A 26,126-nucleotide genomic window follows, 5' to 3' on the forward strand; every position below is an offset into this window, starting at 1 on the left:
GCGTAAACCACCGGTCCCGCGCGGCAACCCACGAATCTATCTGAACCGGAGGTTCCAGCCCGGGACCGGGGGTCTGCCCCTTCATATTGTCTAGAAGCTCAGCGGCCGGGGTGACGGTCGGCGGGCCTTACTATCATTACGATTCCAAACAGGAATTCGCGGTAGGCGGTAAATGCGCTGGTAGGCGCACCAGCTGGCTTCGACCTCGATATGCGTATCGTTGGAGAACAGGGTTTCCAGGCGTGTTCGTTGTTTCTCGGTGAGCAGGCCTGCCCCGATATGCAAGGTCCGGCGGGCCGAATACAGCGGGTCTCCGGCGCGTCCGCGGTGCCCGCACGTCTGTTGCTGAACCCGGAGAACCCGTCCATGGCCACGACCTCGACTCTGTTCCGCCAGTGCTGGGGGCGTTCCCGGAGCCCGGTCGCGAAGACCTGTTTCGAGCGGCTCTCGACCATGTCCAGCAGGCGGGACGGGCTGGTGCCGTCCCTGATCGGGATCAGGTCGATGATGACGGTGACGTACTTGTCGCCGCGGCGGGTGTGCCGCCAGACATGCTCATCAACACCAATGACCTTCACACCGGCGACGCGGTGCGGATCATCAATCAACACACGCTTACCTTCGGCCAGGACGGCCTTGTTCGCGGTATTCCAGGTGACGCCGAGTCCTTCGGAGATCCAGGCGACCGTGAGGTGCTGGCAGACGATTCCTTCCAGCGCCCAGCGCAGCCCGCGGCGGGAGAGTTTCGCCCGGGGCTCGGCGGCTTTGGGGGTGTCCTGCCGCCAGACGTGCCCGCACCCCGTGCAGCGGTAGCGGCGGATGCTCACCAGCAGTGTGGTGGGGCGCCACCCGAACGGCTCATGGCCCAGCCTGCGAGTCACCGTGTCCCGGGGAACGCCCCGGCACCCGCACTTTCGGCACCAGTCATCAGGATCAACAACACGGCAGGCCAGGACGGCACGATCAGGGCGCACATACTGCCCGGTCACTTCGAGTCCGAGCCCGTCAAGTCGGCAGAATGTGGTCAGGTCAGGGCATTGAAAGGTAGCGTTGATCACGAGGGCCTTGCGGTAGCGAAACAGCGGAGTCGATACCCTGCTTCTCTCCCAAGGCCCTCACCTCAGCCGAAACAACCTCCCCGCCCCGGACTTCTGACACGACAGCGCCGTCTACACCCTCAATTCTGATGAGCCCCATATCCACGCGAGTCGGCGAGGGCGGTAGCGACGATGTGTACCTCCGTCGCGTCATGGTTCAAGATCGACGGCCCGCTCTCAGCTGTCGATGTGGCCGAGCGATACACGACAATCTGCCTGGACGCGGTGCGGTACGTGTCCGGCCCCGACTCTGTGTAATTTTTGTCGAAAATTGCAGTCACTAACTACTGAGTTGTGGTTTGCCTGGTTTGGTCCCCACATAGAAGAGACCCTGATGCCAAAGTACAGGCGGTCGACACTGGAACTGAAGATCCCCTCGCGCGGGGGCAGTATCATTGACGGGTGGTTCCAGGACAACGGCAAACCGGAACAGGCCCCAGCCGCGGGACCAGATGGCGGTCGGCCGCAGAACAGGCTCAGCGCCGCCGGAAGGGTAGCAATTCTGGCGGTACTTTCTCACCGGAGTTCGTGGACCTGGTGGTTGTGTCAAGTAGGTCTGGACCCACCGGGACCACGCTTTCCCAACCTCTTGAACTCGACCATCTGTCTTCCTGAAGAAGCGCAGTTGTTTGCAACGATCGCTAGAACTCGCCCTGTTCGTTCAGAATGACGGTTAAACCGCAACTCAAAATGGCGGTTTGGAAGACCCCCGTCGGGGATCCGTCGCGGGTGGCTGGTCAGGGGACAGCGGTCAGTTCCCGTGCCCTTTCCAGAGCCAGTTGGCGGGCGCGGGCAAGGTGGTCCCGGCGAGCGGGGCTGCGGTACAGGTCGCGGGCCCATTCAAACTCTGTCGCCGCGTCCCGGTAGCTGGCTTTCGTCAAAAAGGCGCCTGCCGATCTGATGGCGGACCATTACCGCGCGGACCGGGTGCGGGTCAGGCGCACGGACTGGTATGCACAGATGGTCCCGAACTTGGCGAAACAACGATCAACTGCCGCTCCAGCGTTCTCCCTCGGTGGGTGTGGATTGTCTTAGAGGGAAGTTCGTTAGAGTTCTCATACTTGGAGCTTTTCCTACCTTTGGAGTTTTTGGATGTCCACTGTTTTGCGCCCGTTGCCGATTGGGGATGCGGGCGGCTCCATTATCAACCTGCGCGAACATAACCTGTCCCGGATACTGGTGGCGCTCGTTTCGTCCGGCCCGCTTTCCCGGGCCGAACTCGCCTCGCGTTGCGGTCTGGGGGTGACGGCGCTGACCAAGCTGATTGTCGAATTGCGCGAACGGGACCTGGTGGTCGAAGCCGCCGAAATCGCCCCGCCCGGCATGGGCCGGCCGACCAGCCCGATCAAGTTGGCCGGCCACCGGTGGGCGCTGGTTGGTTTGATGCTCGACAGGAGATCCATCGGCATGTCCGTCGGCATGCTCGACGGTACTGTTATCAGTTTCGAGGAGCTTCCTGTGCCGGAGACGACAGGGATTGAAGCCTATCTTCCCTACCTGGAAGCGGCACTGGAGCGGGCAGCCGGGCGCTGCCATGGGGACGGCCGCCGGATCCTTGCCGTGGAACTGGGCATTGCCGGGGCTGCGGACAGCGGAGCGGGCGAAGTGGTTCGCTCCATAGTGAATGGCTGGTCCCGGTTCCCGCTCCGCGACGCCGTTCGCGGCATGCTTAGCGCGCTGCCGCGCGGGGTAGCCGGAAGCTTTTTGGTCCGGCTGGACCGCGAAACTAACTATGCGATGCTTGCGCGCCTCCATCGGCCCGGGGCTGCGGACCAAGGACGCACGGCCGCCTATTTGGGCGGCCGTTATGCCGTCAGCGGCGGCATCTTCAGCAGGTCAATGGTGGAACGCGGCTCCTCGGGCCTGGCCGGCGAGTTCGGGCATGTGGTCGTGGACCCATCAGGGAGGCAATGCTGGTGCGGGCGCCGGGGCTGCGTGGAAACCAGGCTGGGCCTGGCAGGGCTGTACGAACGGTGCTCAAACAGGGAGGGATACGGCAACCTGGCATCGCTGGCGGCGGAGCGTGGCCGCATGCTCGAAGAGCTGCTGGACCGGGCCGACCAAGGCGATTCGCGGGTTCTGGCCGAACTCGACGATGCCGGCCAGTGGCTGGGCCTCACCGTCGACACGGTGGCCGCGGTGCTTAATCCACAGGACTTCATTGTGGACGGATACATCGCCCGGCTTGGCCGGTATGTGGAACGTCCGGCCCGCCGGCAGCTGGACAGCATCGGCGCGCTTCCCTCCATCTCTGCGCTCCGATTCCGCTTCGAAGACGGCAGTGAACAGCCCCTGCACCGGGGCATGCTGCTGGCCGCAGCCCAGGCGATAGCCGCGGAACCCTCGGTCGCCACCGCCTGACCGACGGCATCCTGGGCCCCGGTCAGTCCGTTGGCAGCAGCTGTGTGGAATTTGCCCTCGACATAATCCACGGCGTGGAATAACATGTGACTCACGGCACTATTACTCCCGGATATTTCGTCCCTGTAAAGGAACATCAATGTCGAGTACCCAGCAGACCCAACCGCCGGCGCGGAGCACTCCGGGCCGCGTTCCGGTGTCAACCCCTGCGCCGCAGCAGTGGACCGCGCGTCAGCGGCGCTCCCGCCGTCCCGTGCTGGCGGCCATGATTTGCGTGGCTTTTATCGGCGGGCTGCAGGGGGTGGATCCGGCGCTGCATTCGGTTGCCATGCCTCAGGCCGCACGGGAGCTGGGGATGGACCCGGCAGCCGCGTCGTTCATCAAGAGCATCGGTACCATCATCCTGGCCGCCAGCATGCTCGGCGTCGGAATTCTCGGTGACCGGTTTGGCCGACGCCGGGCCCTTGTGGCGGGAACGCTGCTGATGGGTGCGGCCGCCGTCATTACCGCCACGGCGGCCACTCCTTTGATCTTTGGTTTGGGCAGGGCACTGATGGGCGTGGCGACCGCCACCTCGTTTGCCATGTGCCTGGCCTTCATCCCGACTCTCTACCCGCGGGAACAGCTACCCAAGGCTTTCGGGCTGTTCTTCGGTGCGGGGGCCTCGCTAATCGTCGCGGCCACCGCGCTGTCCGGGACCGTTCAGGGCCTGTTCGGCTGGCGGTCCACCTACCTGGCGACCGCGGCCCTGTGCGTGGTGCTGGGCGTGGCCGCACTGCGGTTCATGCCCGAGAACCGCGCCACGGTGCTGCGGCGGTTCGATGCGCCCGGCGTTTTCCTGGCTGCCGTGGGCCTGGTGGCGCTGGTGTACTCCATCGGCCGTGCCTCAACCCTGGGCTGGGGCCACCCTCTGGTGCTTGGTGGGCTCGGCGTGTCTGCCATGGTCCTGGCGGCCTTCGCACTCTGGGAGCTGCGCTGCAAGCATCCTGCGTTCCCGGTCGAGTTGTTCCGGCTTCCGGCCTTCACCGCCGCTTGTTTGGCCGGGGTGCTGTTCAACTGGGCAGATGCCTCCCTGCTGGGACAGTACCCGGCCCTGGCGCTGCCGGCCGGGGTGCCGGCGGCGGCGGTTTCGGCCATCGTGGCCCTGATGTATGTGGGCATGATCTGCGGCGCCCCCGCGGCCGGGATCGCCCAGAACCGCTTCGGGCTGAGCAACCGGACCATGTTCACCTCCGGGCTGCTGTTGTGTGCGGCCGGGCTGGCACTGCAGGTGCTGCTGACGAACCCGCACGATCTGCTGCTGCCGGCCGCCGGCCTGTTCATTGTGGGGTTCGCCGTAATGTGGATGCAGAACCCCCAGAGCGCGGTCATCATGGGCTCGGCCCCGGCGGACCAGCTCGGTGCGGTCGGCGCGGTAAAGCCCGCCGTCGGGCAGTTCGGCTTCGGACTCGGCTTTGCCTTGGCCGGCCCCATCGCCGGCATTTTCATGGACGGCCCTGCCCTGACGGCGCAGGCCTACGGCCTGGGCCTGGCCTCCCAGGCGGCGTTCTTCGTCCTCGCCGCAGTCCTAGTCTTCATACTGCTCAAGCCCCGCTCCGCCGCCGCGGCAGCCTGACCCGGAAGGAACACCCATGCAGGCAACCACTGTCTTCATCAACGCCAACATCCACACCGTCGACCCCGACTTCACCACCGTCCAGTCCCTGGTCCTGGCAGGCGGCCGGGTCCTTGCCACCGGCAGCAACGAGGCGATGATGGCGCTGGCCGGCCCGGACACCGAGATCAGGGACATGGCCGGGCGGACCATCCTGCCCGGCTTCGTCGAGGCCCATGGACACCCCACCGCGGAAATGAACTTCATCGGCCCCGACGCAATCGATATCCGGGCCTCGGTCTGCGGCAGCGCCGAAGCGGTGCTGGAGAAACTGCGCGAGGCAGTCGCCGCCGCGGAACAGGCCGGCCCGCAGGCGTGGGTCGCCGCGTTCGGCTGGGATCCCCTGCTGCTGCCGGAGCTGCCCCGCATCAGCGGCGCCTTCCTCACAGGCCTTTCTCGCACGGTCCCGCTGTCGGTCATGCACTATTCGGCCCACTCCTCTTGGGCCAATCAGACAGCCCTGACACGGCTAGGTCTGGGCCCCGGCACCCCCAACCCGGGCGCGTCGGAATACCTGCGTGATGCAGCCGGGAACCTTACCGGAGAGGCACTGGAACTGCCGGCTTCCATGATTCTCATGGGCCCTGTCATGGACGCCGGGCCGGGCAAGTTCTCCGACTTCCTCGACCACGAACTGAACCGTATGGCGGCCGCGGGTGTAACCACCACCGGGGACCTGGCCTTCCACCCCGACTCCTACCCGCTGATGCAGAAATACCAGCAGGAGCGCACCGCCCCGGTGCGTATCCGCTCCTACGAAATGTCCGGCATCCGCGCAGACATCCCCGCCCCCGGCCAGGACGGCCTCGCCGGTGTCGATCCGGCGCTGTTCCGTCCTGTCGGGATCAAGGTCTGGACTGACGGTTCCCCCTGGGTGGGGAATATTGAAACAAGCTTCGGATACGAAGAAAGCCCCGCTACCGAGAGCATCGGCGTCCCTGCCGGCCACAGGGGCTGCTCCAACTACACCAAAGAGCAGCTTTTGCAGATCTGCCGCAGCCACTACAGCAAGGGATGGCAGATGGCCTGCCACGTCCACGGGGACATCGCCGTCGACACGGTGCTGGATGTCTACGAACAGATCCAGCGTGAATTCCCTCGGGAAGACACCAGACTCCGGATGGAGCACTGCGGAACCATCACCCCGGAGCAGGTCAGAAGGGCGCACCGGCTTGGTGCCACCATCTCCTTCTTCGTGGCACATATCCATTTCTATGGGGACATCCTGCTCGAACTGTTCGGGGAACGTGCCGAATCCTGGACGCCCGCCGGGGCCGCGGCGGAGGCCGGCATGCGCTTCTCGCTGCACAATGACCCCCCGGTCACCCCGGAATCCCCTTTGCTGAACATGCAGGCGGCCATGACCAGGCTGGCCCCCTCCGGAAAAGTGCTCGGCCCCGGCTTCCGCATCGACATCCGGACGGCCATCAAGGCCCAAACCATAGACGCGGCCTGGCAGCTCTTCTCCGACCACGAACTCGGTTCCTTGGAACCCGGCAAACTGGCCGACCTGGTGGTCCTGGACGCGGACCCGTTGCAGACACCGGCCGAAAAGATCGGCAACATTTCCGTTCTGGAAACCTGGACAGGAGGACGGCGGGTCTACGCCAGTGCGGAGGTCACCGCATCCGCCAACAGCTAGAACCGCCCCCGAAAACCGGAAGCGGCCGCGCACGGACCCACCAACAGAAAGAGCCCAACTTGAACACTTCACCGGCCCCCACGACAATCACCGCCTCCACCGTCAACGAAGCAGACACGCTGTTGGATATCGTGGTCGAGGAATTCCAGCACCTGGCAAGGCAGGAGGGCCACTGTGGCATCCTGGTGACCAAAAAAGGACCCGGGAAATTCACAGTCGAACTCAGCGACCACGTCCCCTACGGGCTTACCCTAGAAGCGTGCACCTGATCCACGGGCCAGGAAGCCGGCCCATCCCCGATTATCACCGGCCGGGAAGCCCTGCTCCAAGCCCGTCCCCCGGGAGCCCCCCGCCCGGGGACCCGCCCACCGGCCGGACGGGCACCGGAGAAGGCACTGGAGCCTGATCTCCCCAGAACGTCAGAGCAGGCATCCCCGGCCTCCGGACCAGGGCATTCGACCAGCAATACATCTCCCGCCAAGACGGACGAGGCCAGCAAAACCGGGCCCAGCCAAGGAGTTGCCGTGAACCCCAATCCCAAGAGCTTGCTATTAGCACTTGTCCTGCCGTTCGTGCTCATGACCGCCGGGGTGGCTGTTCTCGGTCCATCCGACGCCCGGATTTTTGGCGTCCCCGCGATTTTTCTGTTCGTGTTCGTGATGTTCCCGACGGCCTCAGCCCTGATGGCGGTTGCGTGGCGCCGATGGGACCGGCACGACATCTACGATGAGGAAACCCCAGACGTTGAGGGGCCGGCAAAATGACCGCGGTCGCCGCCTTCGCACTTGTCCTGGTCCTGGCCATGGCGCTCGGCATCTACTCAAAACGGGGCGTTAAGACAACGGAGGACTTCCTCGTCGGCGGCCGCAGCTTCGGCGGCTTGCTGCTCTTCATTCTCGTAGTCGGAGAGGTGTACTCCATCGGCACGGTCGTTGGTTTCCCGGGCGGCGTGTACGCAGAGGGCGCCGGCTTCGCCGTCTGGTTTATGGGATATATCCTGCTCGGCTACCCGATCGGCTACTTCCTCCTGCCGCTTCTTTTTAGGGCCGGACGACGCTACTCCGCGGTGACGCTCCCGGACATTCTCCGCGGCCACTTCAATTCCCGTCCGCTCGAGCTTACGGCCGCACTGCTGTCCGTTATTTTCCTGATTCCCTGGGCACAGCTCCAGCTCACCGGCCTGACCGTTGCGCTCACCGGGCTGGGCCTCGGCTTGACCCCTGTCGTCACCGTCATGATCGGCGTCGCCATCGCCATGGCCTTCGCTTTACTGTCCGGCATCAAGGCACCGGCATATGTCAGCTTCGTCAAGGACTTCGCACTGGTCTTTGCCATTATCGTTGTGGCGTTATTCGTCCTGGCCATGAACCCCTCGATCCCGGACATCACGGCCCAAGCGGATGCGCTTTCGGGCCACACAACCATCGGGCCCGGGCGTCCGATGCTGCACACCATGTCGACCATGCTCTTCCAGGCGGTCGGGTTCTACATGTTCCCCTTTGTCCTGCAGGCCATCATGAGCTCAAAGTCGGCCAGGACCATAAAGCGGACCCAAATCGGCATGCCGCTGTACATGCTGATGTACCCGTTCCTGCTCATCACGGCGTACTACTCGATTTCAGCGGTCCCGGGACTGACCGGCGCCAACACGAATCTCGCCTTCATCGAAGTTGCCCGCACCCTGTTACCGGAATTCCTTGTCGGCATCGTCGCCGGCGGCGCCGCCCTCTGTGCCATCGTTGTCCTGGCCGCCTCCGCACTGAGCATCGGAACACTCGTTGCCCGCAACGTCCTGGTGGACTTACCCGAAAAGCGCCAAAAAAACTATGTCCGGGCCATCATCGCCGTATACCTGCTGATTTCAATCGTGCTCACACTGGTCGTACCGAACCTGATGGGCACCCTGATCAACACCGCGTACTACGGCTTCACCCAGCTCATCGTCCCCGTCGCCCTGCTGGTCTTCGGTTCCAGAACCCGTGCCGGAGTGATGGCGGCAGGCCTCGCCGGGGGTGTCCTGGCCACACTCGGACTCTACATCTTCGGCATCGACCTGGGCGGGCTCAGCATCGGCGTTCCGGCCCTCGCCGCTAACATAGCCATCGTCACCCTCGGACGACTCACCTGGCCGCGGACGACGCCCACGGAAGCCATCTGGACCCGCGGCCACCCCCGCAGCGAATGGGCCCGGACCCCGGGCCCGGACTCAAATCCCACTTCTTCCACCCCGATCCGGCCAGCAGGGGAAAACCACTGACACACGTGCCAGGGAGCCCGATCCACGCTTGAAGTACGGCGCGGTGTGACGGCTGTCTTTTGGTCACGGCAGGGACGAGGTTGGGGCTGACGACTCATCTGCTTCTCGGCGTATTTGGAGGAGGTGCGGGCCACACCTGGAGGAGATAGGCATCGACCGGGTGTTCGGAAAACTCACCGGCGTGCCCCTGATCTCGTCCCTTGGCGCTGACTCGCAACCGGTAGCTGACGCCCGGTTCTGGGCGCTGATGGCCCCAGGGTGCGACGTTGATCGCGGCGTGCGAGGCTGTGGGCGTGGATCGACGAACGGGGCGGCGTTGGCGCCAGGCGACCGGCGGGCGGATCCCGCGGAAGAAACCCGAACCTGCGGGCCAGGACTAGTGTGCGGGCGATCGCAGCGCAGCTTAGGGCGGTCGGCCTCGACGGTCAGCCGTGAGTTGCGCCGTAACCGACCCGAGACGGGCCCGCGGGGCCGGGGGCCGGGGGCCGGGGGCCGGGGGAAGTATGCCCCGTATGCGGCGCAGAAACGAGCCGAGCTGCGCGGACGCTGGCCCAAGGCCAGCAAGTTAGATGACCTAGAACTGGCATCCTTGGTACAGGCCAAGTTGTGCCAAAGGCCGGCTCCGGGGTAAGAAGCCAAAGCTCTCGAAAGCCCAAGAGGCCCATCTGGTCAGCCCCCACCGAAAGGGAGCACACACGACGAGCGAGATTGCTGAACTCTTTAGTGTTGCCCGTTCCACGGTCTACCGGGCCATCCAGCGCGCAGCACCAGCATCGTCCTCTGCAGTAGTGCACTAGCGTCATAAAGCGATCACGGAACGCCGCCAAAGAGCGATCAAATCCACAGGCATCCCCTCCCCTCCGGCTCGGAGTTCGACGACCGGCCCAAGGCTCTTTTCCACCCTTTGGTGAGACAATCGAACAAGGACACCTGTCACGGCGCCGGCCCGGCACCGGCACGTTCCCCTCAAGAAAACCAGGGAGGGGATCCTGATGGACCCCACCACCGTTGTCGTTTTCATCGTCCTCGTCGTACTGCTGCTCATCGTTGCGAAAATGTCGATTCGGATCGTGCGCCAATACGAGAAAGGTGTGCTCTTCCGGCTCGGCAAGGTCATCGGAGTCAGGGATCCCGGCCTGCGGCTGATCATCCCCGTTATCGACCGTCTTCCGCTGGTTAGCCTGCGGATCGTGACCATGCCCATCCAGTCCCAGGGCATTATCACCCAGGACAACGTGAGTGTCGACGTCTCGGCTGTGGCATACTACCGGGTGGTGGACGCCGTGAAATCCGTCGTCGCGATCGAAAACGTGGCCGCGGCCATCGACCAGATCGCCCAGACGACCCTGCGGAAAGTCGTCGGCCGGCACACCTTGGACCAGACCCTGTCCGAGACCGAACGGATCAACGTCGACATCCGCGAAATCCTGGACGTGCTCACCGTCGAATGGGGCGTCGAAGTCACCCTGGTGGAACTGAAGGACATCCAGCTGCCAGACAGCATGAAACGCGCCATGGCCCGCCAAGCTGAAGCCGAACGCGAAAAGAGGGCGAAGATCATCGCCGCCGAAGGCGAAGCCATCGCCGCAGCAGCCCTCGGAGACGCCTCCGACACCATGATGGCCCACCCGCTGGCGCTACAGCTAAGGAATCTGCAGTCCCTGGTCGAAATCGGCGTGGATAAGAACACCACCGTCGTCTTCCCCGCCCCGCTGATGAGCACCATCGGTGAGCTCTCCGCGTTCCTGGCCCGCGAAAACCAGGCCGCGGCAACCTCCAACAGCAAGACACCCATCAAAGCGGCATAACCCTCAGCGGATAGACCCGCCCGTCAGCCGGTGCCGAGCGAGGACAATGAACGAGCCACCTTTGAGCCTCCCGCTCTTCCCTGGCGGAGACGCAAGAACCCGGCTCCCCGAGCGTAGCGAGTCCCTTTTCGCTCATGTTGTGGAGAACAAGTCGTTGAAGGAGCGCTTCGCAGACCCTGGGCTGGGGCGGTCAGCGGGACTGAATCGGGGCACCACGACCGTCTCGGCGGGCAAAAGCGCCTCGGCCCCGCCGCAGCGTAAATGGCGTACCGAAGCGGGTAGCTGAGCGCAGAGGTGACTGGGCCTAAACCGTCGGCCTTGGTGGCAGACCGCCCCGTAGATGGCCTGGCGCGGGCAGCAGATTAGGGAGGATCCCGGCTCTGTCGCGGGGCGTGTCGTACGCTCATCCAATGCGTTGGAATAGCAAGTTGATTTGGCCCCGGATTCGCCGCTTGTTTTGGCCCCACACTGTTGGTGTTCCGGTCGGTTTTGCCGGGACTTGTTGATGGTCTTCTGGGTGGCAACGCGACATTCAGACCGCGGTGCAGGCACCCTTGGGTACCGATGGGTGTCCGTACAGGACGAAGTTGGTGCCGTCATCCACTAAAACCGAGACGTAGCTTGGTCCGAAAAGAGCAACGGGCGGACTTGCAGATGGCGATCGCGGTAATGGCCGCCTCGCAGCCGTTGGCGCCCCGCGGGTCAACGACGCTGGTGGCAATGCGGATCCTGCCCGGCTCGGTTTCGATCACGGACTCGATCTTGCCCACCCAAGGCCCGTTCGCGTTGGCAGTCGTGAAGTCTGCGGTCTTGTCCGCTCGTTGGTGGCGCTGGGAATGGACTCAGGAGCCGCAGCTGTCTGGCTGACTGCCGTCTGGGTCGGCGTAGCGGGTGCTGCTTGGGGAGTGGATAATGAGCCTCCGGTCAGCAGCAGCGCAGCGATACCCAAGGTGAGGGCGAGAATAGTTGTGTTCACGGTTGTGTAATGTCCGAAGGCGCGCGAAGACGGCGCGCCCCAGCACGATGCGACGGCAGGCCCGGTAGCCACCGGCCCCTGCCGTGCATAGCCCTTACCTAACGAAGAATGAGGCAGAACCATGTCCATGAAGGAATCCCTTCCGGGCGCGGGTGCGACACCAAGTGATCACAGAACGCCGCCACACAGCGATCAAATCCACACCGCACCTATTGACTAACTTTGATTTCGCACTCGATTTTGGACCAACTGAGCCGGTTTCCGCTCCCTGCCAGCGGCCGCATCCCGGGTCCCAGATGCAGGCCGCTACGGCGAATTGCGGTGGCCCGAGGTACCGAAGCGCTTCGGTCCGCGATGGCACCGCCGGAGTACCTCATTAAAGGTGCTTTTTGAGTAACTACTCTTCCACACCCCTTGCGGCAACAAGCGACGCACTATCCCGCTGTCGCGCACTGTTGTCGTCGAAGTCTCGGCCGACGTCGCCTGGCCTGGCCGGTCGTTGCGGCACTCCCTGCGTTTCCTGCGAGTCAGTCCCGACGTCAGCCCGGCCACTGTGGAGCTACCGCACTCTTACCAGCGATGACCGTTCCTGCTGTCACGGTCACAAGCAAATGGTCCCCGATCAAACTGCACTTCTTGGGCAAAGTGGGCTCAAGTCTGATTGACATTCGCAATGGGCTGGGCTGGTTAAGTTTGCGCTACGGGCGGTCGGTCGCCCCCCGATGAGGATCGTCACGCCTCCGGTGGCGAAGTTCGGCACGTCGGCTTGGGCAGTCTGTCCCTCGGGGGAGGCGAGAGCTGCGTCGAGCGCCTCGCGGGTCGTGAATGAGGCGTGGAACGCAGCGAACACCGGGATGTCTCCGGTGACGTTGTCCACGGCGAGAGTGTAGTGCAGGTCGATGGCCCCTGGCAGTGCCTTCGCGAGCGGGACATGCACCTCCTCGTAATGGCGGCTGAACGCTTCGCCGTCGGTGGGTGGCCCATAGAGGACGGTCAGGACGGGCATTTCAGGATCCTCCGATGCTGGGCGCGGGGTTATCCGACAACGAATCGGCGGAGGTGAACTTCTCGCGATGGATAAGGCGAGGGGCGATCCGGCGTCGCTTGAACGCCTTGACTCCCGCCTCAACCATCAGGGGCGGACCGCACCGCCAACCGGACCAGCCGCGGGCGCTTGTAATATCGTCGACGAAGCATTCGGTCGCACGGCCGACACGGTGGTCCACTGACTCCGCCTCTCTCGAGAGAATGGGCACGAACCGGAAGCCCGGGTGGGCAGCTGCCAATTCAGCGAACCGTTCCCCGTCATACAGGTCCGCCGCCGTGTGCACACCGTGGTACAGGACGACCTCCCGTTCCGGGTGTCGGGCCAGCACTGTCCGGACGATGCCGACCAGCGGAGCCAGCCCCGTGCCGCCGCCGATGAGCACCATCGGCTCAACCGCGTCATCTGTCTCCTCCGGGACGTGAAAGTCGCCCAGCGGGCCGGTCCCATCGACCCGATCGCCCAACGCCACCGTGCCAAACAACCACTGGTCACTCGCCAAACCGCCGGGTATCCTGCGGACGTGCAACTCCAGCACAGTGTCCTCGTCAGCAGTGTTGGCCAATGAGTACTGCCGTCGCTCCTCGGTCCCGGGAACCATCAGCCCGACGTACTGCCCGGCGCTGAACGCAAGTGGTTCATCGAGACCGAGCAGGATCCGACGGGTGTCCCGGGCGATGTCCTCGATCCCGAGCACGGTCGCGGTGAGATCCCGCAGAGCGTGGGTCGAGCGGAGTGCCGCCTCCCACGCGGAGGGCCACGTCGGCATCACTGCACGGCGTGGCCTGACAAACCAAGGCCATGCCGGCTGCGCGCTCGTCTGCGGTCAGAGTGTCGAGTGGAGATTCGCGGTGGTCGACGTCGCCCGAGACAACTGCGACCTTGCAGGTGCCGCAGGTGCCCTGGTTGCAGGAGTTCGGCATCCAGATCCCGGCACGCAGGAATGCCTCGAGGATCGACTGATCGCCCTCACATCCGACCCGTCGGTCGCCGACTCCGGCGGCATCCGCTTCCAATCTGTTCGTGGCCTCCTTAAAGCGTAAGGGCTCCGGGCTGGTGTGCGGACCGAAGGGCGGTCATGGTTGCGGAGATCGTTTTTGGCTGTTCCGGAGCAACCATGGCTGAAGGAATGTCATGTTTCGCCGATTTCTCCAAGCAATTCTGAAGACTTCGACGGGACGATGTTCGGAGCTTGTAAGGGCTCTGCCCACTCCCGCAGCATTCTGGTTGGCATGATGGAGTCATGGCCTCCCCCTTGAAACCCCGCGCCCGGATCGGCATCATCGGCGGCACCGGTCTGTATCGGCTCCCAGACGCTTTCGTGCTGGACACCCTGGATATTCAGACGCCGTTCGGGGCACCGTCCGGTCCTGTGGTCCTGGTCCAGCTGGACGGGTTCGGCAGCGCCGATGGTTCCGAGGAGCCGGTGGTCGCCTTTATGGGCCGGCACGGCAGCGGACACAGTGTTGCACCACAGCAGATCAACCACCGCGCCAACCTTTGGGCGCTCAAGAGCCTTGGTGTGGAAGCCGTGGTTTCCTCAGCGGCCGTGGGCGGGCTGGTTCCCAGCCACGGCACCGGGACCTTTGCGGTGCCCGACCAGTTCCTGGACAGGACCTGGGGCCGTCACGATACTTTTTACGATGGTTCCCTCCCCACCGGAGTGCAGCACCTGTCCGTGGCCGAGCCCTATAGTGGCCCACTGCGTGCGGCACTCATCGAGGCGCTGGAGTCCCAAGGTGAAGGCTTTTCCCGGGCGGCGACGGTGGCTGTCATCAATGGGCCGCGTTTTTCCACGAAGGCCGAGTCGGCGTCGCTGATCCAGGCCGGTGCCCATCTGGTGAGTATGACCCAGTACCCGGAGCCCGTACTTGCGGCAGAACTGAACATGCATTTCGCCGTGCTGGCGTTCATCACGGACGCAGACACCGGACATGACGGGTCCAAACCCGTGACGGCTGAACTGGTGCTGGGCCGCCTCAAGGCGGCCCAGCCGCGGGTCCTTGCCGTCCTCTCCGAAGTGGTCCGGCGCGTGTCGGCGGCACTGGCTGGGCCGATTTCTGCCGACGACGGCGGATTCCTGCCCGTGGCGGCCATCCCCGACGAGGCTGTGGCCACTGTCATGGGCGCCGCATCACGCCCCGAACTGGACATCCCGTGAGGCTCTTGGTTACCGGAGGCGTCGGCTTCATCGGCAGCCATATTGTCGATGCCGCCGTCACGAGGGGATGGGAGGTCCTGATCCTGGATTCACTGGATCCGGCCATCCACCCAGGCCCGCAGGAAACCAGCACGGCCGCCGGGCTGCTGGTGGGTGATGTCGGCGACGCTGCCACTGTAGCGAAGGCGCTGGAGGGAATCGACGTCGTCGTCCACCAGAGCGCCAAGGTGGGCCTGGGCCTTGACTTCTCCGATGCCCCTGACTATATCCGCAACAATGACCTGGCCACGGCAATACTCCTGGCTGGGATGGCTTCGGCTGGAACAGACAAGCTGGTGATTGCATCCTCGATGGTGGTCTACGGAGAGGGTGCCTACACCGATTCAACCGGCCAGATGGTGCGGCCGGGCCCGCGCCGGCCCAAGGATCTGGAGGCTGGCATCTTCGAACCGAGGGATCCTGCCACGGGCAGGCTCCTGCTGCCCGCCCTGGTTCATGAGGACGCCGCACTGGACCCACGAAACGTCTACGCTGCCTCCAAGCTGGCCCAAGAACACCTTGCGTCAGCCTGGGCGCGCGCAACCGCAGGTACAGCCATTGCTCTGCGGTACCACAACGTTTACGGGCCCAGAATGCCCCGAAACACACCGTATGCCGGAGTCGCCAGCCTGTTCCGTTCGGCCCTGGCACGCGGAGAAGCACCACGGGTCTTCGAGGACGGTGGGCAGCGCCGCAGCTTTGTCCACGTGGCGGATGTGGCGGAGGCGAACCTGTGTGCCATAGATGCTTTGGCGGACGGGAGGATTGTGGCCCCTGGCAGCTTCCGCGCCTACAACGTGGGCGCTCGTGAGGCCCACACCATCGGCCAGGTGGCGCAGGCCCTGAGCTCTCACGGGGGCGGTCCAGATCCTGTGGTCACGGGCGAGTTCCGGCTGGGCGACGTCCGGCACATCACCGCCAGCTCCAGCCGGGCCGGGGCGGAATTGGGTTGGGAGCCGCGGATCAGCTTCGCCGAGGGGATGCGCGACTTTGCCATAGCCCCATTGCGCGGCGGTATGGTCTAGGCTGCCGGCCCCAGGCTGGCCTGTCCGGCGGGAATACGCAGCTGGAACCGGCAGCCACCCTCAACGTTGGCAACTTCCAGGGTGCCTGCGTGTGCCTGGACTATCCCCTGGACCAAACTCAGGCCGATTCCCGCGCCGCTGTAGCGCGATGCGGTGCGGCTGGAGTTTTTCTGCCACCCGGCGGTGAGCATGCGGGGCAGGTCCTCCGCCGGAATCCCGCCGCAGCCATCACGGACTTCCACCACGGCATCCCCACCGTCAGCTGTCACGGCAATGGAGACGGTGCTGCCCTCGTCACTGTACAGAATGCCGTTAAGGACCACGTTGCGGATGGCCCGCGACAGCGAAGCACCATCGGCCCAGACCACGGTGGGCGTCATGGCGCCCCCCTTGATCGTAATGGCACGGCTGGCCGCCACGGGGGCCAGGTCCGCGATGGCATCGCTGACGACATCATAGAGGTCCAATTGCTGATGATGCAGCATCAGGGTGCCCGCCTGGATCTTGGAGAGCTCCAGCAGGTCGTTGACCAGGGCGGCCATCTGGTCGGCCTGGCCAATGATGCGTCGATGGTAGGCGGAGACGTCTTCGGCAACGCCATCCTCCAACGCCTCGGCCATGGCGCGCATGCTGGCCAACGGAGTGCGGAGGTCGTGGGAAACCCAGGCCACCAGTTCACGTCTGGCCTTCTCCACAGCCTGCTCCCGTTCCCGCGATTCCTCCAACCTGTGGCTGGTAGCGGCCAACTCCGCGGCAAGAGCTGCGAGCTCCGAGGTCATCTTCGGTTGCGGTGCCAGGCTTTCTCCGCGGCCGATCCTGGCAGCGTCACCGGCGAGCCGATTCGTGTTCCTGGCCAGCCCGGCGCCGAGGAAAACAGCGACCACAACAGCGAGGATGGAGGCGATCAGCAGGATGAACCACATCACCTGCAGGTCGGCCTCGGTGATGAACATGGCGTTGAAGGCGCTGACCATTCCGGCCACCAGGATTGCCATGGTGGCCAGCACCACGAGCAGGATCTGGACAACGATCGAGGCTGTGCGCAGTACCCGCTGCAGGACCATCGTCACGGCACCGATGGCCAGGGCCCAGGACATCACGACGGCGACGATAGTGGCCACATCGGCACTAGTCATGGTGGGACGGCTCCGTGCCGTCGTCGAACCTGTACCCCACGCCCCAGACGGTTTTCAGCAGCACGGGCATGGTGGGATTGTCCTCGATCTTTTCGCGCAGCCGGCGCACATGCACCGTCACGGTGGAGAGGTCCCCGAAGTCCCAGCCCCAGACGGCCTTGATCAGGACATCGCGGCTGAAGACCTGATTGGGGCGCCGCAGAAAGAACGCCAACAGGTCAAATTCCCGGACCGTCAACGTCAGGTCCCGACTGCGGTGCGTGACGGCGCGCGAGGCAGGATTAAGAACGAATCCGGCCACCTCCACCGGCGGCTCCGGGGTGTATTCCTTGATGCTGCGCCGCAACACCGACTTCACCCGAAGCACCAGCTCCCGGGGCGAGAAGGGTTTGGTGACGTAATCATCGGCGCCCATTTCCAGACCCAGAATACGGTCGTCCTCGGTGCCCAGCGCCGTGAGCATGATGATGGGCATGGAGTGCGTCCGCCGGATCCGCCGGCATACCTCCACCCCGTCCAGGCCGGGAAGCATCCGGTCCAGGATGATGAGGTCCGGAGCGTGCGTCTGTGCCAGGTGCAGGGCGGTGAAACCGTCGCCGGCCATATCCACCTGGAACCCGGCCTGGACCAGGTAGTCGTGGACAACCTGGGCAATTGTGGCCTCATCTTCGACGAGCAGGATACGACGGTTACCAACATCCCCGACGTCCGTGTCGGACTGGACGGTGTTCATGATCCCAGCATAGGTTCGCATCGGCCGCGACGGGCTGTTCGTGGCCGACGGCGGCCAAGCGTCCCCGTTCCGTAAGGATTTCCGCCTGCCGCGACGGCCCTGCGGATTCTACGGTCAAGGTATGGAAGAAAGGCAGAACAACCAGCGCAACCAGCGCAACCAGCGAGACGACGTGCGGGACAAACCAGCCGCAGTGGCTGACGTGGTGCTGCCCTGCCTTAATGAGGCGTTGGCACTCCCCCGCGTACTGGCCGCCATGCCAGCAGGCTTCCACGCGATCGTGGTGGACAACGGGTCCACCGACGGTTCCGCAGCCCTGGCGGCCAGCCTGGGCGCCACAGTCGTCCTCGAATCCCGGCGCGGGTTTGGCGCGGCTGCCCATGCCGGGCTGCTGGCCGCGGCTGCGGAGTTTGTGGCGTTCTGTGATTGCGACGGATCGTTGGACCCGTCCGATCTGACCCAGATGCTGCACCTGGTACGCACCGGTCAGGCGGATCTGGTCCTGGGTGCCAGGCGCCCGGCACGCGGCGCCTGGCCCGTCCATGCCCGGCTCGCCAACATTGCCCTGAGCCGCCTACTGCGGCGCCGGACCGGCATTCAGGTAACGGACCTGGGCCCGCTTCGACTCGCCCGGCGCGATGCGCTGCTGGGACTGGACCTGGCAGACCGGCGCAGCGGCTATCCGTTGGAGATGTTCCTCAAAGCCCACCGCGACGGCTGGCGCGTGACCGAGATCCCCGTGGCCTATTCGCCCCGATTGGGGAAGTCAAAGGTGACGGGTACGGTGCGCGGGACCCTGACGGCCATGGCGGATATGAAGGTGCAGTTGGACGCCGCCTCCCGGAGGAGCCCAGGGACGGCGAGCCACGGTCCTTTGGCAGGCGGGCCGCCGGCCGGAGCCCGTGAAACGACGCCATGATCCTTACCATCGCTGTCATCGCCAAAGAGTGCCTCCCGGGCAAGGCCAAGACCCGCCTCACTCCCCCGCTCACTGCGGCCCAGGCCGCGGACCTCGCGCAAATCAGCCTCAGCCAGACCCTGGACGCGGTCCGCTCATTCCCCGCTGCCAGGAGGTTGCTCGTGTTTGACGGGACGCCGCGCCGCCGGGACGCTGCGGGTTTCGAGGCAATTGCCCAGAGCGGCGGGGGGCTGGATGAACGGCTGGCCGCCATCTGCCCACTATCTGATGGCCCGCTGTTGCTGCTGGGCATGGATACACCCCAACTGTCCGCCCTGCACCTGGCGCCGCTGTTGGCTGACTGGTCCACCGCACAGCCGCGGCACCGTGCCTGGTTCGGTCCGGCGTCGGACGGCGGCTTTTGGGCCTTGGGCCTGCACAAGCCCGACGGCGCCCTGGTCCGTGGCGTCACAATGTCCACCGACCAGACCGGCAGGCAGCAACTGGACCGGTTGCAGGCGGCCGGGCTGGACGTGGGGCTGCTTTCTGTTCTGACGGACGTGGACACCTTTGCGGATGCCCAGGCCGTTTCCGGAATGTGCCGGGGCACCCCGTTTTCCCGCGCCACTGAGCAGTTGGCCCAACACGCGTCGGCGGCTGCCCTTCCCGGTTCACAGCGCCCGACGGCGGGACCGCACCTTTGGGCGGACGGGTAATGGGCACTCACGCCACCTCCGCCGGCACAGTCGGCAGCGTCACAGCCGGCACCGCTGCCGCGGCCCGCACCGCCGCTGGCTCGGCTGCCTGCGACGTTGCGGAGGTGCGCGTGTTTGGCAAGGCGGGCACGAGCCGTACTCAGGCAGCCTTTCCCTCGGCCTGGGACGGTTAACGCTCCGCCCGGCATCAACCGGTCCGGATCCCATCGGGTCCGTCCACGTCAACATGCTCGGGTGGTCCACCCCGGCCACCGCCAGTGACCGGTATCTATTGGGTTCCGTCCGTGGTCCGGTCCTTGATGTGGGTGCGGCCCCGGCCGAATGCTGTCCGCTGCCCGGATCTGGGTCTGGCGGCCATGGGATCGATACCATCGCCACCGCCGTGAGACTTGCCATAGGCAGTGGCGGCGCAGCGTTTCAGGGATCCATTTTGACCCTGTCCCCCACGAGGGCGGGTGGGGTTCCGCCCTCCTGCTGGACGGCAACATTGGGATCGGGGGAAACGAGGAAGTCAGATCGTGCGCGTCGCCTCACTCCTGGGGCCACGCGGTCAGATCGTGGCGGAGGCCGACACGCAGGACGAGCTCGATCTGGCCTACCTGGCCGTGCTGGAAGATTCGGCAGGACATGCCAGCGCCGCCTTTCCCGGAGCGCGGGCCGGTTCGAAGGCCCTCGCCGCCCATGCGGCCCGCGCCGGTCTGGCCCTGGCTGCTTCCCGGACAGTTCAGGGCCGGGTGTTCCTGACCCTGGAACGCCGGGCATAAAGTTCGACGGCGGCCACCGCCACGAGCGCGGTGGCCGCGAGCAACAGCCAGATGAGGCCCAAGGACCCCGCACAGTCGTCCTGCAGGATGGTGTTGTTAACACCCGTTCCCGGGCCGCCCGGCTGGAGCACCTGCTTCGCCCGCACCAGCGGCGCTGCCAACAAGGTCACGATGGACCCCACCAGCAAGGCCCCGCGCACGGTCCCCTGTTGCGCCGGCCGCAGCCCATACGTCACCCGTGACAGACCGGCCCCGGCCAGCGTTGTCACGGGAACCAGCGCACCGTCGTGCAGCAACAGCGCCACCGCCAGCCATGCCGCGACACCGGTCCACTGCTCAGGTCACGTGAGTCAGAAATCCGACCAGGGCGTATCCGAGGGCAGCCATGCCGACGGCGCCGAGGTGAGTCCTGCCGGTGTCGCCAGTGTTCGCGGATGAGCGGGAGCTTCACGGCGATGTGGAGGGCCAGCGAACTGATAATCACCCAGGCCAGCCAGTAGTGAACGTCCTTGAAGGAGAACGGCCACGGCCACCACTGGAAAGTGGTCAGCAGGCCGATGGTCACCTCTACCAGGGATGCGGCGACAAACCGTGCAATGGAGGCCCGTTCCAGCCCGAGCACCACCGATTTCAGCGGCGGGCACCGCAACAGTTCAGGAAACACGGACCACAGCTTGGCCACCAACAGGAAGCCTGACGCAATACCCCCTGGTGATGTGAATGCCTTGGGTTGCCGCGTACAGCCACACCGGGCGGGTCAGGAAGACCATCCAACCGGGCGGATCCTGCAGAATGTGGCTGAACAGACCCGTCACGAAGCACAAGTCGAAGGCCATACCCAGCCAACGCCCAGGGACGACCGTCAGTCGTTTACTCCGCAACGGTCATGAGAACCGCCCGTTCACTGCATCCATCCGTTGGTGGAGGAGGCCTGTCAATCTGTCCATACCCAGATCAGACCACCGGCACCCCGATCCAGTCCGGGCCAGACCTTACGAAAAGCAAACCATCCGAACTTTTCCGGTCCCGACGCTCACTTTTGTTGCAGTATCGGGAGGTGAGCGAATCAACATCGGGCCCGTCGCACCAGGGTGCGCCGCTCCCTCCGGCCAACGGCAGGCAGGCAGGACTGGCCACCGTGGCGGCAGTGGTGCTGGTACTCCTGCTTGCGGGCGTGATCTGGTGGACAGTCACTACCGACCCGTCAGCGGAATGGGTCTCACCGGCGGGCACGCTGGCCTCATGGGTCCTTTTTCTGCCGGCCGCCCTCGCGGCGCGCCGGATTCCACCCAGGTTCGCCGCCGCCGTCGTGCTGTTGGGCTCCGTGCTGCTGGGGGCCGCGGCCATCTCCGCTTCTCCCGCCACCAGCAACGATTCCGCGCGCTACGCGTGGGACGGCATGGTGCAGAAGAACGGAATCTCGCCCTACGTCCACGTGCCGATCGACGAGGCGCTTCGGGAGCTGCGGCCGTTCTGGCTTTTCCAGGACCCCGGGCCGGACGGTACCTGCCGCAACAACCCCTTTCCCACCGGCACCGAAACCACCACTAACTTCCCGGGCGGAGGCACTCTGTGCACGGCCATCAACCGCCCGGCGGTACCTACCATTTATCCGGCCGTTGCAGAACTTTATTTCCTCGCCGTTCGACTGTTCCCCGGACCGGAGGCAGGGTTCGTAGCCTTCCAGCTCGCCGGGCTGGCCCTGAGCCTGACAGTGACCGTGCTGCTCCTGGCCTTCCTGCGCCGTACCGACAGACCGGCGCATCAGGCAGTGTGGTGGGCATGGTCACCACTGGTCGCCTTCGAGGCCGTCAATGGCGCCCACGTGGACGCGCTGGGAGCAGCCCTGGTGCTCGCCGCAGGGCTGCTGCTGGTCCGTGGTGCGGCGGTCGCTTCCGGGGTGGCTTTCGGGGCGGCGGTTGCCACAAAGCTCATTCCTGTCATCAGCGCCCCGGCCCTGCTTTACCGCCGCCCGGTCCGTTTTATCGTCGCGGCCGTTGCCACCTTCATTGTTGCCTACACCCCGTACGTCCTCGCCAGCGGCTGGGCAGTTCTGGGCTATCTGCCCGAATATCTGCATACAGAGGGATACGAAGGGGTGAGTAGCCCACGCTTCACGCTTCTGAAGCTGGCCCTGCCTGCAGACTGGGCAGCACCGGCGGCCCTGCTGCTGTTGCTGAGCCTCGCCGTCCACGTCTGGCGGACCACCAACGCCGACCGGCCCTGGGACGGACAGGTGCTGATGGTCGGCGGAACCCTGCTGATCGTCTCGCCCAGCTACCCCTGGTACGCACTGCTGCTCCTCCCGTTTGTCGTACTCAGCCGCCGCTACGAGTTCACCGCGATCGCTCCCGTGCTCGCCCTGATGTACTTCACAGGCGCAGAACCCTACGGCCAGTTGGCAGCCAAGCTGGGACTCAGTGCCGCAGCCGTGGTCATCACGGTCATCACGGTGCTAAGACGACGCCGCAACCCGTTTCGAGAGGCTCCCAGAATTGAACTGCAACACAACTGACCCCGCACGATGCCAGTGATGGCCTGTCAGATACCCGAATTATGTCGAACGGGTTGAAGCCGCCGACGACAAGGTCCCGGCCCCTTATCATCGCCGGCTACGGACGGGTCGAGCTGCTCTGCATCGATCCATGCCGAGCCCGCGACTATGCCGAGGCAAATCGCGGTTGGCTTTGAATGCTGCTTGTGGTGTTTGGATTTCCTTGAAGTGGTGGCCGGTCATGTATCGGCATAGTTCCACTGGGAGGATCCGGATCATGGGAGCAAACCGTGCTTCCGTGAAGGAGGCCAAGCGCAGGGTAGGGAAAGAGAAGGACCGCTGGCCAACTTTGGCCGCGCGTCAGGGCTACCGGGCGTGGATGAAGCAACGAGGGTAAACGCCGGGCAAAGTAAGGAACATGCTCCAGGACTTGAGCCAGGCGCTCCCACGTGGACGACCCCAGCGCAGGACTGGTACCAAGGGCCTCAGCTATGTCTCCGGCGCCGTCCGGCGGCGCGCGACTGGCCCTTGCCGAAGTAACCACTGGACAGGTCATCATCGACAGTGGAGACACGAAAGCTGCACTGACGACAGCCCTGGCACGGATCCAGGCACGGCCAGTGCCGTTGCTGAACCGACCCGACTACTATGCGATGCCCGGGCATGAGATCACCTTCGACGCATCAGCGTCGTACTCCCCCGCCTCGACTATCGTGAAGTACGACTGGGATTTCAACGGCGACGGCGCCTACGAGTCGACCGGCGCCGAACCTGTTGCCAAGCACACCTACACGGCAGTCTCCGAAGGGGTTATGCAGGTCAGGATGACCGATGCGAAAGGCCTGGTCGCGAACGCCTCCGACTTCGTCCACATCGGACGGGGGCCCTGGGACGGCCTCCCGAATGCCCCGACGAACGTGACTGCAGTGCCGACATCCACGTCGCAGGGATCAGCACCGTCCAGGTAACCTGGGAGTCATCAGACCCTCTGGTCAACCGCTGGGGACTGACCGTGAACAGCATCCCCGCGGGGATGGTGACGCAAGAACTCGCACCGTGCCGATTACGGATGAGCACCGTGGCAGGGACGTTGAAATCGGAGTCGTGGGCTTCACCGAAGGACGTGGAATTGCCACCCCGACAAGGGTGGTCATTCCGGCAAGCTCGGGCTACGACTTCGGTGGGTTCCAGGCGCCGGTTGATGCAGCGCCGACTCTCAATATCATGACCGCCGGCCGCGCCGTTCCCATGCAGTTCAGCCTCGGCGGCGACTTCGGCCTCGACGTCCTGGCGGCGGGTTCGCCGACCTCCGTAACGGTCACCTGTGAAACCGGGGCGACGCTGGCCGAGGTGGAAACGACCTCGACAGCAGGTTCCAGCAGCCTGTCCTACAGCCCCGGCAACGCCACCTACACCTACGTCTGGAAGACCGAGAAGGTGTGGGCCGGAACCTGCAGAATGTTTTATCTGAAACTCAATGACGAGACGACCAACACAGCGCTGTTCAAGTACCGCAGCTGACGATTCGTCCGCAGGAAGTGCCCCGCACATATCGTGCGGGGCGCTTCTTTGGTGAATAGCTAAGGCGGGACCGGCTACTTGCATGTGGCCAGGATTCCGGCGATGGCGTCATGTTCGGCTTGGGTGACCCAGAGGCTCTATCTGGCCTTCACCGCGGTCTGACGGGCGACGTACTCGCACCGGAACGCCTTGTTCGGGGGCAGCAAGGAAGCTGCATCAGAGTCCGACTTTTTGTCATTGGTGGGCCCGTCCGCGGCCATCAGGTTCAACGGGTCGTTGGCGAGCTGCTTGCGTTGGTCGGCGCTGAGCTGCAGGGCGCCCTTCTGCCAGGCGTCCCTGAGCGTCAACGGACGGTACGGTAGGTGCGGGGTTTCGACGAAGTGCTGCGCGCATCAGGGCAAAGACCCCAATCGTCCAGTTCCGTGACGTTCTCTGCGTGGTGGATCAGGTTGGCTGAGATGACTGTCGTTTCAGTCGCTATTTGTTGCCTTTGTTGCTCGCCGTTAGTCGCTTCTCGCATCGGAGCAAACTGCCATCGATGGCTTGCGGTGGAGATGTCAGGGCTCAGAGTTTGGTGTACTTAAAGGAGTGTGACTCAAGGCCTTCGGGGTTGGGGCCGTAAATGGTGACCATCCGCGCGTAGACGGGTGCCCAGTAACGGCCGGCTCGTCCGGGATTTACGCGTGCCGAATCTCCCGGCTTCAGGATGACAGTCTCGCCTTCGCTCTGGATATGAAGTTCGCCCTCCAGGACAAAGTTCGTCTCGGTGTGGGGGTGGAAGTCCTCCCAGGCGCATGCGTCCAGTTCCCACTCGGAGAGTATGAAGTCGTTCCATGGGCCTACGGGAAGAGAAGTTATGAACCTGCAGCGCAATGCCTGCCATTTGTCCTGCATGGGTTCCAGGGACTTCGCTGGCCAAAAATCTATCGCTTCGCTGGTAGTCACTGTCGGGAGCTGAGGGGTGGTTGTAGCCATTCTTTTCACCATTTCTTTAATAGGGAATCTACTTCTGGCATACCTTGGGGAATGTGAGGAACTTTGCAGAAACGTGACGCAGGTCACTGTGTCAAAACTGTGACATGAACTTGCGTTCAAGTCAACGGTTCACCGCGAAGATGGTAAACCTTTCTCGGGCCACCCGATAGGCTTAAAGAAGCCCCGTCGGTAGGCCGAAACGGGAGACTGGAGAGTGAGCTATGCGGTTACCCGCACTAGACCGAAAAGAACAGCTGATTGCAGCGACGATTGAAATTCTGCGTTGTGAGGCAGTTCAGTCGGTGATCATGCGGACTATCGCCAAAGAGGATAGTGCCCCCTTGGCTATGGCTAATTATTGCTTCAGCAATAAAGAAAACTCATGGATGCGGCCGCCGAGGCTTTGTGGTCTTGGCGCACCAAAAAGCGGGCCGCGAACGGCGTAGACATGATGCGTTTGGCGAGCGAACATGGTGGGCAACGAAGTTGCCCACCATGTTCATGGTGATTCGGAGTCACCGAGGGGACCTGCCGTTGCGTGTGGCCATTGAGGAACTGGATGGCTTCATCACCGAAGTCCGTATCCTGGGTGTCTGTGCCGCCGTGAGCTGCGGACTGCGTAATCAGGTCACTGCCTGACCCGCTCTGTCGTCGGGCTCCCTGTCATTTTCCGCTGCCGGCACATGCGCTGGCTCGGCTTATGCGGGGGTACCGGTGGTCGGCGGTGCCGGCGGGGTGATGAGGGTGGGGTGGTCGTACTCGTTGGAGTAGGCGAGGAAGCCCAGGTGGGCTTCGTAACGGATCAGCACGTCCTCCATGATCTG

At 64.4% G+C, this 26,126-nt stretch carries 25 protein-coding genes and 5 pseudogenes; 19 read left to right on the forward strand and 11 right to left on the reverse strand.

Annotated elements, in window-relative coordinates:
• Positions 1–150 precede the first annotated feature (150 nt).
• Positions 151–1,058, reverse strand: a pseudogene (locus tag ABIB45_RS21615) (transposase); the annotation flags it as partial.
• Between the two features lie 150 nt (positions 1,059–1,208).
• Here ABIB45_RS21615 and ABIB45_RS21620 point away from each other — a divergent pair.
• Positions 1,209–1,355, forward strand: a pseudogene (locus ABIB45_RS21620) (TetR-type transcription factor C-terminal domain-containing protein); the annotation flags it as partial.
• A 479-nt stretch (positions 1,356–1,834) separates the two neighbouring features.
• Here the strand turns inward: ABIB45_RS21620 and ABIB45_RS21625 are convergent.
• Positions 1,835–1,978: a hypothetical protein gene (locus ABIB45_RS21625; protein WP_354217899.1), complete on the reverse strand. Its 144-nt coding sequence runs from the start codon at positions 1,976–1,978 to the stop codon at positions 1,835–1,837.
• 211 nt (positions 1,979–2,189) lie between these two features.
• Here ABIB45_RS21625 and ABIB45_RS21630 point away from each other — a divergent pair, with 211 nt between their 5' ends.
• From ABIB45_RS21630 to ABIB45_RS21665, 8 genes and pseudogenes are all read left to right on the forward strand, one after another.
• The gene (locus ABIB45_RS21630) at positions 2,190–3,458 is read left to right on the forward strand and encodes an ROK family transcriptional regulator (RefSeq protein ID WP_354217900.1); all 1,269 of its coding nucleotides are present in this window, start codon (positions 2,190–2,192) and stop codon (positions 3,456–3,458) included.
• 139 nt (positions 3,459–3,597) lie between these two features.
• Positions 3,598–5,073: an MFS transporter gene (locus tag ABIB45_RS21635; protein WP_354217901.1), complete on the forward strand. Its 1,476-nt coding sequence runs from the start codon at positions 3,598–3,600 to the stop codon at positions 5,071–5,073.
• Positions 5,074–5,089: 16 nt separating this feature from the next.
• Positions 5,090–6,754 (forward strand): amidohydrolase, encoded by a 1,665-nt coding sequence (locus tag ABIB45_RS21640; protein ID WP_354217902.1) that lies wholly within the window; start codon positions 5,090–5,092, stop codon positions 6,752–6,754.
• A gap of 59 nt (positions 6,755–6,813) precedes the next feature.
• Entirely contained in the window at positions 6,814–7,023 is a 210-nt protein-coding gene (locus ABIB45_RS21645) for a hypothetical protein (RefSeq protein ID WP_354217903.1), read from the forward strand.
• Positions 7,024–7,278: 255 nt separating this feature from the next.
• Positions 7,279–7,518 carry a hypothetical protein gene (locus ABIB45_RS21650; RefSeq protein ID WP_354217904.1) on the forward strand — a complete coding sequence of 80 codons (240 nt, stop codon included), beginning with the start codon at positions 7,279–7,281 and terminating at the stop codon, positions 7,516–7,518.
• Positions 7,515–9,011: a sodium:solute symporter family protein gene (locus ABIB45_RS21655; RefSeq protein WP_354217905.1), complete on the forward strand. Its 1,497-nt coding sequence runs from the start codon at positions 7,515–7,517 to the stop codon at positions 9,009–9,011. The genes ABIB45_RS21650 and ABIB45_RS21655 overlap by 4 nt, the downstream gene beginning before the upstream one ends.
• 608 nt (positions 9,012–9,619) lie before the next feature.
• Positions 9,620–9,808 (forward strand): annotated as a pseudogene (locus ABIB45_RS21660) (helix-turn-helix domain-containing protein); the annotation flags it as partial.
• A 195-nt stretch (positions 9,809–10,003) separates the two neighbouring features.
• Entirely contained in the window at positions 10,004–10,819 is an 816-nt protein-coding gene (locus tag ABIB45_RS21665; RefSeq protein WP_354217906.1) for a slipin family protein, read from the forward strand.
• Positions 10,820–11,415: 596 nt separating this feature from the next.
• Here ABIB45_RS21665 and ABIB45_RS21670 read toward each other — a convergent pair.
• The 4 genes and pseudogenes from ABIB45_RS21670 to ABIB45_RS22680 all read right to left on the reverse strand — a co-directional run.
• The gene (locus ABIB45_RS21670) at positions 11,416–11,589 is read right to left on the reverse strand and encodes a hypothetical protein (protein ID WP_354217907.1); all 174 of its coding nucleotides are present in this window, start codon (positions 11,587–11,589) and stop codon (positions 11,416–11,418) included.
• A gap of 828 nt (positions 11,590–12,417) precedes the next feature.
• The gene (locus tag ABIB45_RS21675; RefSeq protein WP_354217908.1) at positions 12,418–12,801 is read right to left on the reverse strand and encodes an EthD family reductase; all 384 of its coding nucleotides are present in this window, start codon (positions 12,799–12,801) and stop codon (positions 12,418–12,420) included.
• Position 12,802: 1 nt separating this feature from the next.
• Positions 12,803–13,609 (reverse strand): FAD-binding oxidoreductase, encoded by an 807-nt coding sequence (locus ABIB45_RS21680; RefSeq protein ID WP_354217909.1) that lies wholly within the window; start codon positions 13,607–13,609, stop codon positions 12,803–12,805.
• A 16-nt stretch (positions 13,610–13,625) separates the two neighbouring features.
• Positions 13,626–13,856, reverse strand: a pseudogene (locus ABIB45_RS22680) (2Fe-2S iron-sulfur cluster-binding protein); the annotation flags it as partial.
• A 227-nt stretch (positions 13,857–14,083) separates the two neighbouring features.
• Between ABIB45_RS22680 and ABIB45_RS21690 the strand changes: the two are divergent.
• Positions 14,084–15,001, forward strand: coding sequence for an MTAP family purine nucleoside phosphorylase (locus tag ABIB45_RS21690; protein WP_354217910.1), 918 nt, complete (start codon positions 14,084–14,086; stop codon positions 14,999–15,001).
• Positions 14,998–16,065, forward strand: a complete 1,068-nt coding sequence (locus tag ABIB45_RS21695) for an NAD-dependent epimerase/dehydratase family protein (RefSeq protein WP_354217911.1) — start codon at positions 14,998–15,000, stop codon at positions 16,063–16,065. The genes ABIB45_RS21690 and ABIB45_RS21695 overlap by 4 nt, the downstream gene beginning before the upstream one ends.
• Here the strand turns inward: ABIB45_RS21695 and ABIB45_RS21700 are convergent.
• Positions 16,062–17,201, reverse strand: a complete 1,140-nt coding sequence (locus ABIB45_RS21700; RefSeq protein ID WP_354217912.1) for a sensor histidine kinase — start codon at positions 17,199–17,201, stop codon at positions 16,062–16,064. The genes ABIB45_RS21695 and ABIB45_RS21700 overlap by 4 nt on opposite strands.
• Positions 17,194–17,934, reverse strand: coding sequence for a response regulator transcription factor (locus ABIB45_RS21705; RefSeq protein WP_354217913.1), 741 nt, complete (start codon positions 17,932–17,934; stop codon positions 17,194–17,196). The genes ABIB45_RS21700 and ABIB45_RS21705 overlap by 8 nt, the downstream gene beginning before the upstream one ends.
• Positions 17,935–18,055: 121 nt before the next feature.
• On the opposite strand from ABIB45_RS21705, the gene ABIB45_RS21710 reads away from it, so the two are divergent.
• The 4 genes from ABIB45_RS21710 to ABIB45_RS21725 all read left to right on the forward strand — a co-directional run bounded on the left by ABIB45_RS21710 (position 18,056) and on the right by ABIB45_RS21725 (position 20,312).
• Positions 18,056–18,853, forward strand: a complete 798-nt coding sequence (locus ABIB45_RS21710; protein WP_354217914.1) for a glycosyltransferase family 2 protein — start codon at positions 18,056–18,058, stop codon at positions 18,851–18,853.
• A complete protein-coding gene (locus ABIB45_RS21715) occupies positions 18,850–19,548 on the forward strand; it encodes a TIGR04282 family arsenosugar biosynthesis glycosyltransferase (protein ID WP_354217915.1) in 699 nt (232 codons plus the stop codon). Before ABIB45_RS21710 ends, ABIB45_RS21715 begins: the two co-directional genes overlap by 4 nt.
• Positions 19,548–19,721: a hypothetical protein gene (locus tag ABIB45_RS21720; protein ID WP_354217916.1), complete on the forward strand. Its 174-nt coding sequence runs from the start codon at positions 19,548–19,550 to the stop codon at positions 19,719–19,721. Before ABIB45_RS21715 ends, ABIB45_RS21720 begins: the two co-directional genes overlap by 1 nt.
• A 345-nt stretch (positions 19,722–20,066) precedes the next feature.
• A complete protein-coding gene (locus ABIB45_RS21725; protein WP_354217917.1) occupies positions 20,067–20,312 on the forward strand; it encodes a hypothetical protein in 246 nt (81 codons plus the stop codon).
• Here the strand turns inward: ABIB45_RS21725 and ABIB45_RS21730 are convergent.
• The gene (locus tag ABIB45_RS21730; RefSeq protein WP_354217918.1) at positions 20,273–20,617 is read right to left on the reverse strand and encodes a hypothetical protein; all 345 of its coding nucleotides are present in this window, start codon (positions 20,615–20,617) and stop codon (positions 20,273–20,275) included. The genes ABIB45_RS21725 and ABIB45_RS21730 overlap by 40 nt on opposite strands.
• A 752-nt stretch (positions 20,618–21,369) precedes the next feature.
• On the opposite strand from ABIB45_RS21730, the gene ABIB45_RS21735 reads away from it, so the two are divergent.
• The 3 genes from ABIB45_RS21735 to ABIB45_RS21745 all read left to right on the forward strand — a co-directional run bounded on the left by ABIB45_RS21735 (position 21,370) and on the right by ABIB45_RS21745 (position 24,327).
• Positions 21,370–22,827, forward strand: coding sequence for a glycosyltransferase family 87 protein (locus tag ABIB45_RS21735; RefSeq protein ID WP_354217919.1), 1,458 nt, complete (start codon positions 21,370–21,372; stop codon positions 22,825–22,827).
• A gap of 428 nt (positions 22,828–23,255) precedes the next feature.
• Positions 23,256–23,774, forward strand: a complete 519-nt coding sequence (locus ABIB45_RS21740) for a PKD domain-containing protein (RefSeq protein ID WP_354217920.1) — start codon at positions 23,256–23,258, stop codon at positions 23,772–23,774.
• A gap of 88 nt (positions 23,775–23,862) precedes the next feature.
• Positions 23,863–24,327: a PxKF domain-containing protein gene (locus ABIB45_RS21745; RefSeq protein ID WP_354217921.1), complete on the forward strand. Its 465-nt coding sequence runs from the start codon at positions 23,863–23,865 to the stop codon at positions 24,325–24,327.
• A 74-nt stretch (positions 24,328–24,401) separates the two neighbouring features.
• Here ABIB45_RS21745 and ABIB45_RS21750 read toward each other — a convergent pair.
• Together ABIB45_RS21750 and ABIB45_RS21755 are read right to left on the reverse strand one after the other, a co-directional pair.
• Positions 24,402–24,674 (reverse strand): annotated as a pseudogene (locus ABIB45_RS21750) (HNH endonuclease family protein); the annotation flags it as partial.
• 217 nt (positions 24,675–24,891) lie between these two features.
• On the reverse strand, positions 24,892–25,302 hold the full coding sequence (locus ABIB45_RS21755; RefSeq protein ID WP_354217922.1) for a cupin domain-containing protein: 411 nt from the start codon (positions 25,300–25,302) through the stop codon (positions 24,892–24,894).
• A 495-nt stretch (positions 25,303–25,797) separates the two neighbouring features.
• On the opposite strand from ABIB45_RS21755, the gene ABIB45_RS21760 reads away from it, so the two are divergent.
• The gene (locus ABIB45_RS21760) at positions 25,798–25,941 is read left to right on the forward strand and encodes a hypothetical protein (protein ID WP_354217923.1); all 144 of its coding nucleotides are present in this window, start codon (positions 25,798–25,800) and stop codon (positions 25,939–25,941) included.
• Positions 25,942–26,126 lie beyond the last annotated feature (185 nt).

The sequence above is a fragment of the Arthrobacter sp. UYCo732 genome, from assembly GCF_040547265.1.
Taxonomy (GTDB): Bacteria; Actinomycetota; Actinomycetes; order Actinomycetales; family Micrococcaceae; genus Arthrobacter.